At 73.7% G+C, this 12,267-nt stretch carries 9 protein-coding genes; 5 read left to right on the top strand and 4 right to left on the bottom strand.

The genetic code is table 11. From position 1 onward, the window contains the following. Positions 1-19 precede the first annotated feature (19 nt). Entirely contained in the window at positions 20-166 is a 147-nt protein-coding gene (locus ACFWGZ_RS02965; RefSeq protein ID WP_382449759.1) for a hypothetical protein, read from the bottom strand. Positions 167-357: 191 nt separating this feature from the next. Between ACFWGZ_RS02965 and ACFWGZ_RS02960 the strand changes: the two genes are divergently transcribed. After that, positions 358-1,668, top strand: coding sequence for a hypothetical protein (locus ACFWGZ_RS02960; protein ID WP_382449758.1), 1,311 nt, complete (start codon positions 358-360; stop codon positions 1,666-1,668). Positions 1,669-1,689: 21 nt separating this feature from the next. On the opposite strand, the gene ACFWGZ_RS02955 is transcribed toward ACFWGZ_RS02960, so the two are convergent. Both ACFWGZ_RS02955 and ACFWGZ_RS02950 read right to left on the bottom strand, forming a co-directional pair. Beyond that, on the bottom strand, positions 1,690-2,901 hold the full coding sequence (locus ACFWGZ_RS02955; RefSeq protein ID WP_382449757.1) for an alpha/beta fold hydrolase: 1,212 nt from the start codon (positions 2,899-2,901) through the stop codon (positions 1,690-1,692). A gap of 151 nt (positions 2,902-3,052) precedes the next feature. Beyond that, positions 3,053-5,968 (bottom strand): tetratricopeptide repeat protein, encoded by a 2,916-nt coding sequence (locus ACFWGZ_RS02950; RefSeq protein ID WP_382449756.1) that lies wholly within the window; start codon positions 5,966-5,968, stop codon positions 3,053-3,055. Positions 5,969-6,216: 248 nt separating this feature from the next. On the opposite strand from ACFWGZ_RS02950, the gene ACFWGZ_RS02945 reads away from it, so the two are divergent. The 4 genes from ACFWGZ_RS02945 (at position 6,217) to ACFWGZ_RS02930 (ending at position 11,500) form a co-directional block, all read left to right on the top strand. Beyond that, the gene (locus ACFWGZ_RS02945) at positions 6,217-7,455 is read left to right on the top strand and encodes an MFS transporter (protein WP_382449755.1); all 1,239 of its coding nucleotides are present in this window, start codon (positions 6,217-6,219) and stop codon (positions 7,453-7,455) included. 42 nt (positions 7,456-7,497) lie between these two features. Continuing rightward, a complete protein-coding gene (locus ACFWGZ_RS02940) occupies positions 7,498-9,930 on the top strand; it encodes an ATP-grasp domain-containing protein (protein ID WP_382449754.1) in 2,433 nt (810 codons plus the stop codon). Between the two features lie 63 nt (positions 9,931-9,993). Further along, a complete protein-coding gene (locus ACFWGZ_RS02935; RefSeq protein ID WP_382449753.1) occupies positions 9,994-10,758 on the top strand; it encodes a DUF6875 domain-containing protein in 765 nt (254 codons plus the stop codon). A 109-nt stretch (positions 10,759-10,867) separates the two neighbouring features. Then, the gene (locus ACFWGZ_RS02930; RefSeq protein ID WP_382449752.1) at positions 10,868-11,500 is read left to right on the top strand and encodes a cyclase family protein; all 633 of its coding nucleotides are present in this window, start codon (positions 10,868-10,870) and stop codon (positions 11,498-11,500) included. A 4-nt stretch (positions 11,501-11,504) separates the two neighbouring features. On the opposite strand, the gene ACFWGZ_RS02925 is transcribed toward ACFWGZ_RS02930, so the two are convergent. Beyond that, entirely contained in the window at positions 11,505-12,080 is a 576-nt protein-coding gene (locus ACFWGZ_RS02925) for a hypothetical protein (protein WP_382449751.1), read from the bottom strand. Between the last annotated feature and the right edge of the window lie 187 nt (positions 12,081-12,267).

Here is a 12,267-nt window from a genome sequence, read left to right as displayed (position 1 = left end):
CCCCGCGCGTGCGCCCGGTCTAGTTGATCGCCTCGCCGAGCGCGCCGCCGACCTCGCGCAGCAGCTCGGCGGGCACCTCCTGCAGGGCGCTCATCCGGCCGGTGGCCTCGGTCGTGTCGGCGAGGTAGGACTGGATCGCGCCGGTGTCGAGCGACTTGTCGTCCACGATGTCGGCTCCTCTCGTTTCGTTGGCACTGGTGTGCGCCACCAGTGCGGCGGGACTGGCTCCAGCACGCTAACTCCTTGCAGCGCAAGGAATGACGACTCGAGCCGTGGACCATCCGGGTCCCTGGCGGCTCCACGGATCTCCACGGGATCTCCACGCGCCCGCCCCGCCGCGCTGGTTCGCTGACGGTGATGACGACGAGATCAGGCGGGTTCAGGGATCGCCAGCTGGGGCCGACGCTGGCGCACGCCGCGCGGCACCCGTTCTACCGGGACCACTGGGCGCGGCACCTCGGCGCACCCGGCGCCCTCGACGCGTGGGACCTGCTCGCGGCGCTGCCGCCGACCGAGCGGCGCCACCTGAGCGAGGACGTCCGGCCGGTGCTCGACGACGGGGACGAGATCGTCGGCGTCGGTTTCTCGTCGGGCTCGACCGGGTCGGCCATGACCCGGTACTTCACCGCGCGCGAACGGGCCCTCACCGGCGCGTTCGCCGAGGCCGCGGCCGGCTCCGCTCCGGCGGGCGGGGTGAGGCCGCTGCGGCTGGACTTCCTGTCCACGTGGCACGGGGTGGGAGGCGGCGGCACGCCGGGCGCGGTGCTGGTGCCGGGCACGGTCGTGGACGACGAACACGCCGAGCGCACCGTCCACATGCTCCGCCGAAGGTTCACCGCTCCCGGCGTCGCCTCCCGCGTGTCCATGCTGTCGGGCGGGGTCATCGGCATCCACGCCTTCACCCGCTACGTCGTCGACCACGGCATCCCGGTCTCGGACTTCGCGATCGGGGTCGTCGGGCTCTTCGGCGGCTATCCCGGTCGCCGGCGGCTCGCCTGGCTGGGTGAGTACTGGCAGTGCCCCGTGCTCGACAGCTTCTCCGTCTCGGAGTGCCGCGGCAAGGCGCTGGTGTGCCCGCACTGCGGGCACCTGGAGTTCGACCCGCAACTGGTGGCGCAGACCGTCGCCCTCGACTCCCCCGGCCTCGTCACGGCCGGCACGGCGAGGCTGGCCGTGACGGAGCTCTACCCCTTCGGGATCGCCCAGCCGATCGTCAAGTACCTGACCGGCGACCTCGTCGAGGTGCTCGACGAGACCTCCGCGTGCCACCCCGGCCACGTCGGCGGGCTGCGCCGGATCGGCCGGGTCGAGACCTCGATCACGACCTCGGCCGGCGGCACGACGACGGTGCTCGTCCCGTCGCAGGTCCTGTACGACGCCTTCGACCGGCCCGGTGTGTGCCGTGCCGACTTCCGCTCGACGCTGAGCGGGATTACGGTCAACGACCTCGCACAGCCCCACGTCCAGGCGTCCTTGAGCAAAACGGGGGGCACGCTGCGCCTGGAGTGCCGCTACCGGCCTGACGACTCCGGCCTCGACTGCGCCGCCGACGCTCTCGCCGCACTGCGGTCGTGGCCCGCGGCACGCGACTGGGCGGACCGCGGGCGGCTCGTCATCGACGTGGTCGCCGATCCCGCCACGGCACCGCCGCGGGCGAAGTTCGCCTGACGCCGGTGACCGGAGCCGTGGTCACGCGACCGGCGGCGAGCCGTTCCGCGGCCCCGCCGCCCCGAGGAACGCACCGAGCTCGCCCTCGAACACCGGCCAGGCCGGATCGGCGTCCGACAGGAGGTGGCTGTCGCCGGGCAGCGCGACGAAGGTGCTCCCCGGCAGCAGGTTCGCCAGTTCCAGCCCGGCGGCCAGCGGCACCGACCGGTCGTCCCTGGCGTGCACGGCCAGGACGGGGCAGCGCACCAGCCCGGCCTCCGGCCGGACGTCCACGTGGGCGAACAGGGTGGCGATGCGCACGGCGGTCTCCGGCGAGGCGGACAGGCGGCGGGCCTCGTCGAACCGCTCCCACTCCTGGCGGCTCGCCGTCGGCAGCATCCTGGCCGTGAAGACCTGGCGGATCCCGGGTTCGTCGTGCTCCCAGCCCATCCGGGCGAGGTCGAGGTCGAACGCCGCCAGTTCCTTCTCCCGCTGGGTCGTGGCCCTGGCCACCCGTCCCCGCGCGAACGACCCGTGCAGGACCAGGCGGTCGACCCGCTCCGGGTGGCGGCCGGCGAACGCGACGGCGACCGCGGCGCCTTCGGACACGCCGAGCAGCGGGAACCGCTCGAGGCCGAGCGCGTCCACGACCGCCAGCAGGTCCTCGACCCAGTCGTCGAGGCCGAAGCGGCCGACGTCCCGGTCGGACAGCCCGCAGCCACGCGCGTCGTAGCGGACCAGCGTGTGCCGTTCGGACAGCCGCAGCAGCGAGTGCCCCGGCTCTCCGTGGTCCAGGCTCGTCATGCCCCGGGCGGCCTGGACGAGCACCGGACCGGATCCGGTCGCCGCGTGGGCCAGCCGGACGCCGTCCCGCGAGGTGCAGAACCGGATTCCCTGCCGTGGCCACACCGCCGTGGCCTTCGGTGGCGCACCGGCGGCGCCGCGCACCTCGCGCACCGGGGCGGCCAGCTGGTACCCGCGGCCGAACATCGTCCGGATGACGCGCTGGGACGTCCCGTTGTCCCCGACGGCGCGCCGCGCGGCCTTCACGCGGGACGCCAGCGCCGAGTCGCTCACGAAGCGGTCGCCCCACACGCTGTCCAGCAGCTCGGTCCGGGGCACCACGCGATCGCGGTTCCGGATCAGGTGCAGCAGCACCTGGAACACCTGCGGCTCCACGTGCACCCGCTCGCCGCCCCGGCTCAGCTCCAGGCGTGCCGGGTCCAGCGAGTAGTCCTCGAACTCGTAGCGCACCGGTTCCCTCTCCCCCGACACCCCCGACCGGCTCCCCCGCCCGAACACCGGCCTGTGCCGAATCTCCCGGCTGCGGCTGGACGGTGAATGGACGTCGTCCGGCCGCGGCTGGACGACGTCTGGACCGGGAGGTTTCGCGGCCACCACGTGCTCACGCGTGCCGGAGGGTCGCTCCCAGGCCGGCTCGGGCGCGGTCCAGCTCGTCCTGGTCGCCGGTCTCGGTGGCGATCCGCAGGGCCCCGGCGTGCGCGTCGCGGGCCTCGTCGTGCCGGCCCGCCGTCCGCAGGATCTCGCCGAGACCGTTGAGGACGTTCGCTTCCCCGTACCGGTGGCCGATGTCGCGGAACAGCTCCAGGGCGGTGGTGTAGCAGCGGTGCGCCTGCGACCAGTCGCCGAGCCGGGTGTGGACGTTGCCCAGGTTGCCCAGGGTCGAGGCCACGCCGTAGCTGTGGTCCAGGCGCTGGAACAACTCCTGTGCCTCGGACAGGTGCCGGACCGCGTCCGGGTAGCGGCGCAGGTTCGCGCACACGTCGCCCAGGTTGGACAGGGCGCTGGCCTCGCCGACCACGTCGCCGAGACCGCGGAACAGCTCCAGCGCGCGTTCCAGGTACCCGGCGGCGTCGGCGAAGTGGCCGGGGCGGCTGCAGGCGTTGCCGAGGTTGAGCAGCGCCGCCGCCTGCCCGTACCGGCTGCCCAGCCGCTGGTGCAGGGCCAGCGCCTCCTGGTGCAGCGACGCCGCTTCCTCGTGCTCCCCGATCCGTTCGGCGACGATGCCGAGGTTCGACAACGCCCGCGCCGCGCCGTAGTGGCCGCCCGTCCGGCGATGCAGGTCTATCGCCTCGTGCAGGTGCACGGCCGCCTGGTCGTAGTCGCCGAGAAGGCGCCGCAGTGCGCCGAGGTTGGTCAGCGCCGCGGCGAGCATGCCGTCCTCGCCGGCCCGCTGGGCGGCGCGCAACGCGCACTCGTGGACGGTCGACGCGTCCGCGTAGTGGCCACCCTCCAGGTACCGGAACAGCGTGGTCGCCAGGTCGATCGCGTAGCCGGGCCGGTCGTCCCGCTCGGCGAAGCGGCACAGGGCCACGAGCGTGGACCGTTCGGCGTCGAGCCAGGCGCGGGCGGCGTCGGCGGAGGGGAACGCGAGCGCCGGCGTCGCGGAGACGTCGGGCCGGTAGGGGCGGTCGGCCGGGTAGAGCAGGTCCATCGCCGCCGACGCGGTCGCCAGGTGGCAGGCGAGCAGCCGCTCGGTCGCGGCCGACCGCTCCGGCTCCGGGTCGTGCTCGCGGGCCAGTTCCTCGGCGTAGGCGCGCAGGAGGTCGTGCACGGCGAACCGGCCGGCCGGGACGGCCTGCACGAGGTGGTTGCGGGCCAGCACCTCCAGGGTCCGGCGCGCGGAGTCCGGGTCGCTGCCGGTGAGGGCGGCGAGCGCGAGCGGTGTGACGTCCGGGCCCGCGTGCAGGCCCAGCCGCCGGAACGCCGTCGCGACCTGCGGCGGCAGCTGGAGGTACGACCACGAGAAGACGGTCCGCACGGCGGCGCGGACGTCGTCGCCGGTGTCGAGGACGTGCAACCGCCGGCGCCGGTCGGCCAGTTCGCCGGTCAGCTCGGCCAGGGCGCTGTCCGGCCGGGACACGGCCAGCTCGGCGGCGACCCGAAGCGCGAGCGGCAACCGGCCGCACTGCGCGGCCAGTTCGGCCGCGGCGGCCGGTTCGCGCCGCACCCGTTCGCCGATCAGCGCGTGCAGCAGCGCCGTCGAGTCCGCTGCCGGCAACAGGTCCACGTCGAGCCGGTGGGCGCCGTGCAGCGCGACCAGTCCCGCCATGCTGGTGCGACTGGTCACCAGGACCAGGCACCCCGGCGTGCCGGGCAGCAGCGGCCGCACCTGGTCCACTGTGGACGCGTTGTCGAGCACGACCAGCACGCGCCGGTCGGCGAGTTCGGCGCGGTACCGCGCGGCCCGCTGGTCGGGGTCGACCGGGACGTCCGCCCCGGTGACGCCGAGGCCGTCGAGCAGGCGGCTCAGGGCGTCCTCCGCCGGCACCGGCGACCGCGGGTCGTAGCCGCGCAGGTCGACGTACAGCTGCCCGTCGGGGAAGTCCGCCCGGATGCCGTGGGCGCAGTGCAGCACGAGCGCCGTCTTGCCGACGCCGGCCGTGCCGCACACGACGACGATCGGCACCCCGGTCCGCTCGGCCCTCAGCACCCGGCCGAGTTCGGCGAGCTCCGCCTGCCGGCCGGTGAACCCGGCGACCTCTCCCGGCAACTGGTTCACGCCAGGCGGTGCGGGCCGGGACCGCGCCGGTGCGGCGACGGCGTCCGCGGGTGCCTCCTCGAGCGCGTCGAGGTACGCGGCGGTCAGTTCGGGTCCGGGGCTGACCCCCAGCTCCTCCGCGAGATGGCGCCGCACCAGGGTGTAGGTGCCGAACGCCTGGTCGCGCTGACCGGCCGCGGTGTAGGCCCGGATGAGCAACGCGTGCATCGCCTCGTCGAGCCCGTGCGCGGCGGCGTCCTCGACCAGCGCGGGCAGCACGTCGCGCGGTGCCCCGATCGCGATCATCGCCTCGGCGTGCCGGGCCAGCGCCGCCCGGCGCTCCTCGGCGAGCGTGACGACGGCGGGGTGGGCGTCGAGCACCGGCACGTCGGCCAGCGGGCGCCCGTGCCACAACCCCAGGGCCTCGCCCAGCAGGTCCGCGGCGTGCCGAAGGTCGTCGCGCGGCACGCTGGCGGCGCGGGCGGCCAGCGAGCGGAACCGGACCACGTCCACCCCGTCCGGGGGCACGGTGAGCGCGTACCCGTCGCCCACGGCGGGCAGGAGCGTGCTCGGCGCACGGGCGTCGCGGTCGGGTTCGAGCACCTGCCGCAGGTGCTTGACGTGGGTGTGGATGACGTTGGTCGCACTGGCCGGCGGTCGTTCTCCCCACAGCGCGTCGACCAGCTCGGCGCGGGTCACCGGCTTGCCGCCGGCGAGGGCGAGCAGACCGAACAGGGCTTTGCGGCCGGCCGGTCCGAGTGCCAGGGCGGTGCCGTCACGCCAGGCCCGGACGGGGCCGAGCACCTGAACGACCAGCACCCACGACCCCCATCATGCCGCTCGTCGCGGCGCACCCGGAGTTCCATGCTGGCACGGGGCCCAGACCCGCTCCAGCCGCCATCCAGACGATCCACCCGGTAGCTCACGCATGTGTGTCCAGAGGCCGACCAGTGGCCGTCCAGCCGGGGCGGAAAGCATCGGGGTGCGGCAGCTTGCCGGCGGTGGAACGGACGTGCACGGCACGAACCGTGCGATGTCCACCCACTTCGATCGGGGGGACGAGCGGAATGCGGTTGGCCGAGCTGCACCCGAACCTGCGGCTGCGCATCGCCGTGGCGTTCGTCGAGCGGACCCTCACCACGATCATCACCCCGCTCATGGCCATCTACCTCGCGGACGAGGTCGGCACGGCGCGGGCCGGGCTGCTGATCGGGGCGGCGGTCGTGCTCGCGGTGGTCGCGAGCCTGGCCGGAGGTCCGGTCGCCGACGGCAGGGGCAGGCGGGTGCCGCTGCTGGTGGGCACGGCCGGCACGGCGGTCGCGTTCCTGGGCATGGCGGCGGCCAGTTCGCCGTGGTGGGGCTCGGCCGCGGCGGTGTTCGCCTTCTACGCGCTCAACAGCGTGGTGTCGAACTTCGCCCTGCCCGCGAACGAGGCGATGATCGTCGACGTCACCCCGGCCAGGCACCGCAAAGCCGTCTACACGCTGCAGTACTGGACGGTGAACGCCGCGCTCGCCGCGGGCGCGGTGGTCGCGAGCTTCCTCTACAGCGGGTACTTCACCGCGATGCTGACCGTCGCGGCGGCGATCGCGGGCGTGGCCGCGCTGGTGAGCCTGAGGTACCTGACCGAGACCAGGCCCGAGACGGACGGCCGGCCGCGGTTCGGCGCACTGCTGCGCGGCTACGCCGACGCGGTGAAGGACCGCGCGTTCCTGCGGCTCGTCGCGGGGATGACGCTGTGGCTGGGCCTGGAGACCCAGCTGATCGGCTACATCGGCGTGCGTCTCGCGCAGGCGTTCCCGCAGCGCCGTGAGTGGCTCGTGCTCGGACCGTGGCACGTCCACCTCACCGGGGTGGAGGTGCTGGGCGTGCTGCGCGCCGAGAACACGCTGCTGATCGTGGCGCTGGCGGTGCTCTCCGGACGGCTGACCCGCGGGCTGGCCGACCGCCCGCGCGTCCACCTGGGCATCGCCCTGTTCACGGCGGGCACCGTGGTCCTCGCGCTCGGCACGGACCTGGTCGTGCTGATGGCCGCGGTGCTGGTGCTGACGGTCGGCGAGCTGCTGCACATCCCGGTGGTGCAGGCGATGCTCGCCGGCCTCGTCCCCGATGACGCGCGCACCCGCTACATGGCGGTGTTCAAGCTCGACGTCCAGGGCGGCCTGCTCCTCTCGGCCGCGGGGATCAGCGCGGGCACTGTGCTGCCGCCGTGGGCGATGGCGGCGGCGTTCTGCGTGCTCGGCGCGCTGATCGTGACGTCCTACCGGCCCGTGCTCGCCCGGCGAGCCGTTCAACCATCCACATAGAACAGTCCACCCGAGAACGATCCGGAGAGAAGGGACGCCGCGATGGCAGTCAAGAGCCTCGGCGACGCCCACGTCGTCGTGCTGAACCGGTGGCGCGACTCTTTCGCCGAGTACGCCCGCTACCTCGACCACGACATCGCTCGCGTCACCTACGTCACCACCGACGCCGGGCAGGCCGCGGTGCCCGCCACCGCGCGGGAGGTCGTGGTCGTCGAGGACCTGCTCGACCACGCCGCCGTGCGGGCCGCACTGGAACCCGCGGTGCGCGCCCACGGACGACCGGAGGCGGTGGTGGCGTTGCAGGAGAGCGACTTCGCCGTGGCGGCCGCTCTGCGGGAGGAGTTCTCCTCGCGCGGCCGCAAGGCAGCCGACCTGCACCACTTCCTGGACAAGCACGCGATGCTGCTGGCCGCGCAGCGCACCGGTGTGCCCGTGCCGCGCTCCGCACTGGTCACCGACCCCGCCGAGATCACCGGGTTCGCCGGGGAGGCCGGCTGGCCGGTGGTGGTGAAGTCGTTGCAGGGCCGGGCGAGCACGGGGGTCCGGCGGCTCGACTCGGCCGACGCCGTCGCCCGCCTGGACCTCCCCTTCGGCTCCGGGCACCCGCTGCTGGTCCAGGAGCACCTGCCGCACCGCGTCCACCACGTCGACGGCGTGCACCTCGGCGGCGGCGTGCTGGGACCGTGGCGGCTCAACGCCTACGTGAACGTGCCCGGCGCGGCCGCCCTCGGGCCGCTGGCCTTCGCCCTGGGAGAGCCGGTCGGGTCGGTCGAGGCCGACGACCCGGCGCTGCTCGCCGAGGCCGAGAAGTTCCTGCGGGTGCTGGTGCCCGGCATGTCCGCCGACCCGTGGGTGTTCCACCTGGAGCTGTTCCTGACCCCGGACGGCGAGTTCGTGTTCCTGGAGGTCGGCTGCCGGCCCGGCGGCGGCGAGATCCCGTTCGTGTGGCGGGACGTGCACGGCGTCGACCTGATGGAGTGCGAGTTCTCCCTGCAGTGCGGCGAAGTTCCGGACATCGCGCCGTTCGGCGACGACGAGCCGGTGGCCGGCTGCCTGCACGTGCCGCTGGACCGGCCCGCCCCGTGCCGGGTCGTGGCCGCGCACAGCATGGTCGCCGCGGACGGCCCCTACTCCGAGGCGATCCCCGCCGTCGGCTCCATCATCCCCCGCACCGCGGGCTCGTACGAGTTCGTCGGCGGCCGGTTCCGCCACCGGGGCACCTCGACCGCGGAGGTCGAGGCACGGGTGCGGGCGACGGCCGCGCACTACCGACTGGTGACCGAACCGGTGCGGGTCGCGGTGATCGGCGGCCGCGTCGAGATGCTCGAAGCCGCGGCGGACCTGGGCCTGGACGTGACGCTGGTGCACTCCCCCGGCCGCTACGACCCCCGCTCGGACGAGCTGTGCGAGAAGGTCTTCCCCGTCGACCTGATGGCCGAGCCGGACCGGGTCGTGGAGTGCCTGCGCCGCGAGCACGCCGAGCGGCCGTTCACCAGGGTGCTCACGCTGACCGAGCCGGGCCTGCTGCCCGCCGCACTGCTCAACGCCGAGTGGGGGCTGGGCGGCAACAGCGTCGAGACGGTGCGGTTGTTGAAGGACAAGGCGCTCATGCGCGACCGGCTCGCCGAAGCCGGCCTGTCGCCGGTCCGGTACCGGACGGTGCGCGGCGCGGACGAACTGGCGGCGTTCCTGCACCAGCTCGACGGCGTGCCGGTGGTCGTCAAGCCGCTGGACTCGGGCGGCAGCGACGGTGTGGCGTTGGTCGTGGCGCCGCAGGACGTTCCGCTCGCGTGGCGCCGGGTCGAGGAGTCCGGGCGCACCGCCGTGCTCGCCGAGGAGTACCTCGACGGGCCGGAGGTCAGCGTGGAGGCGTTCAGCCACGAGGGCGTGCACACCGTCGTCGCGGTGACCGGCAAGTACCTGGGCACCACCGGGTTCGTCGAGGTGGGCCACGCGGTGCCCGCCGACCTGACCGACCCGGTGCGGCGACAGGTCTGCGAGCTGACCACCGCGCTGCTGGACGCGGTCGGCGTGGTCGAGGGCCCGACGCACACGGAGGTGAAACTCACCCGGCGCGGGCCGCGCGTCGTGGAGTCGCACACCCGCGTCGGCGGCGACTTCATCCCCGACCTCGTCCGGCTCGTCCACGGCGTGGACCTGCTGCGGCTCGCCGTCGGCGTGCCGCTGGGCCTGATGGCGTGGCGGCCGCAACCGCGGCAGGCAGAGGGCGGCGCGGCGGTGCGGTTCCTGCTCGCCGACCCCGGCACCGTCACCGAGGTGACCGCGCCGGACGCGCTGGACCCGGCCATCTCGCTCACGCTCACCGCGAAACCCGGCACCGAGGTGCCGCCACTGCGGTGGTCGGACGACCGGGTGTGCGGGCACGTGATCGCCACCGGAGCCACCGCCGCCGACGCCGTGGCGCGCTGCGTGGAGACCGTCTCGCGGATCCACATCCACACCCGCGCGGACTGACCCGCTGCCGCACACGCCCGTTCCCGGAGTTCGCGACGTCCACGGAGTTCGAAAGCCGATGCCATGATCGTCGATCCCGCAGACCCGACCCGGTTCCTCGTCGAGCTGTCCGACCTGCGCGGCCCGCTGCCCGACCAGGTCCGCCGGCACCAGAACGCCCTGTACGCGGTGGTCGGCTGGGCCCACCAGTACCTGGTCAAACCCCACCCCGACCTCGGCCGCAAGGGCCCGGTCTGCCCGTTCGCCCAGGGCTCGCTGGACAAGGGGCTGCTGTACCTGGCCGTCCACCCCGGCAGGCCGGGAACGGCGACCGAGGTCGCCGACGCACTGGCCCGCTACCGGCAGTGGTACCTGGAGCTGCGGGAGAGCGCCGGGCGCGCCGCCCAGTACCTGACGATCCTGGTGCTGTTCCCGGACGACGCCGCCGGCCTCGTCGACGAGGCCCAGTCGCGGCTCAAGGCCGACTACGTCGCCCGGGGCCTGATGATCGGCGAGTTCCACGACGGTCCGCCGCCCAAGGCCGGGCTGTGGAACCCGGAGTTCCGCCCGCTGCGCAGCCCGGTGCCGATGCTGGTGATCCGGTCGCTCGTGCCGACGGACTTCCCGTTCCTGCGCGACGACCGGGACTTCGTCGCGGCCTACCTCGACCGCGTGGCTCCCGGGGACGTCCCGTCGCGCTGGCGTGCCGAGGTGGGCGAGGTGGCCGCCGGGTTCGGTCTGGCCGGCCCGCCCGTCGTGCCGCTGAGCACCGCGGCCCCGGTGGCCGGCTCGGCTTCCGCCGGGCATCGCGGTACCGAGCACGCCAGCGGACACGGCGGCGGCGCATGACTCGGACCCCGATGGCGCGCAGAGGAAATCGGCACTTTCACCACCATCGCCCGGGCCGAAGTGGACGGGGCGTCGAGCCGACGGGCACAGTCCATTTCATACTGTGCCCATGCGTCGCATCATCGATCTGAGCCACCCCATCTCCCACGGAATGACTACCATGCGCGGGATGAGGACACCGAGTGTCACCACGTACGTGAGCCGGGCGGAGACCTCGGCTCGCATGACGCCCGGTGTGTCGTTCGAGATCGGGCAGATCGACCTGATCGCGAACACCGGCACCTACCTGGACACTCCCCGCCATTACCACCAGGACGGCTACGACACGGCGGGCCTGCCGCTGGAACGGGTGGTGGACGTGCCGGTCGCCGTGCTGCAGCTCGGCGATCCGATCCTCCCGGAGCTGGAAGGGCTGGCGGTGCTCTTCCACACGGGCTGGTCACGGTACTGGGGCACCGACGCCTACCAGGACGGGCATCCGTTTCTCACCTCGGAGGTCGTCGACGCCCTGCTCGCCGTCGGACCCGCACTGGTCGGCATCGACTCGCTCAACATCGACGACGCCACCGATCCGAGCAGGCCGGCCCATCAGGGGCTGCTGGGGGCGGGCGTTCCCATCGTCGAGCACCTGACGAACCTGGAGCAGGTGCCTGGGCGCGGCGCCCGGTTCACGGCACTGCCGATGCCGGTCGTGGGCATGGGAACCATGCCGGTGCGTGCGATCGCGGTCGTGGACGAATAGACCTTCACGTGCCCACCCCGCCTCGGAGGTCGAGCTTGGCGGCGCTGTCGCGCCAGGCGAACGTGATCGGGACGAGCAGGACCAGGTAGAGCGCGGTGGGAACGGCCACCCAGCCGCCCAGGTGGTGCGCGGCCTTGATCAGCATCAGGACGGTGTAGGCGAGCGGGATGATGCCCGCCCCGCCGTAGGCGATGAGCATGGCGAAGCGGTGGGACGGGCTCGCGGTGTGGATGTTGGTGGCGCGTTCGGTGGCGGTCGCGCCGATGCGGGTGGGGTCGACGGGGGTGTTCTGACCGGGGTCGGTCGCGGTGAGGAGAGCGTGTTCGAGCGCGAGGATCGAGCGGGCTCGCACGGCTGCGAGGGTGAGCAGCTGGGCGTGGAAGGCGGCGGTGCACACCAGGGGGAACGGCAGGAGGCTGATCGCCCAGCCGAGGAGATCGAGCTTGTCGTAGAAGGCGATCGTGCCGATGAGGTAGGTCGTGGCGACGCCGATCGTCGCGAGGCTCACGGTCAGGGTGGTGGCGCGGTCGGCCCGGTCTGACTGGTAGATGGTGGTGAGCACGTGTATTCGGTCCGGCATGGCTGCTCCTGGCTGAGCTGTGCGGCTCGCTGACTGGTCCTGCGGGGTTCACGCGATCGGCTCGGCGACGCGGCCGGGGCGTTCGTCGGTGAACCCGTGGATCTCCGAGCTCTGGAGGCTGAGGTTCCGTCATACCGGGCGTGGTGCCGCGGTGTCCGCGGAATCGGCCTCCCGCAGGGACTCGCCG

The sequence above is a fragment of the Lentzea sp. NPDC060358 genome (assembly GCF_042725365.1).
Lineage (GTDB): Bacteria > Actinomycetota > Actinomycetes > Mycobacteriales > Pseudonocardiaceae > Lentzea.
The sequence above is the reverse complement of the archived record's forward strand: the minus strand, read 5'-3'. Positions and strand labels throughout refer to the sequence as shown.

Bases quoted from the DNA above. Each gene is read 5' to 3' on its own strand.
- ACFWGZ_RS02960 (WP_382449758.1), top strand. From the start codon at position 358: ATGACGACGAGATCAGGCGGGTTCAGGGATCGCCAGCTGGGGCCGACG.
- ACFWGZ_RS02945 (WP_382449755.1), top strand. From the start codon at position 6,217: ATGCGGTTGGCCGAGCTGCACCCGAACCTGCGGCTGCGCATCGCCGTG.
- ACFWGZ_RS02940 (WP_382449754.1), top strand. From the start codon at position 7,498: ATGGCAGTCAAGAGCCTCGGCGACGCCCACGTCGTCGTGCTGAACCGG.
- ACFWGZ_RS02935 (WP_382449753.1), top strand. From the start codon at position 9,994: ATGATCGTCGATCCCGCAGACCCGACCCGGTTCCTCGTCGAGCTGTCC.
- ACFWGZ_RS02930 (WP_382449752.1), top strand. From the start codon at position 10,868: ATGCGTCGCATCATCGATCTGAGCCACCCCATCTCCCACGGAATGACT.
- ACFWGZ_RS02925 (WP_382449751.1), bottom strand. From the start codon at position 12,080: ATGCCGGACCGAATACACGTGCTCACCACCATCTACCAGTCAGACCGG.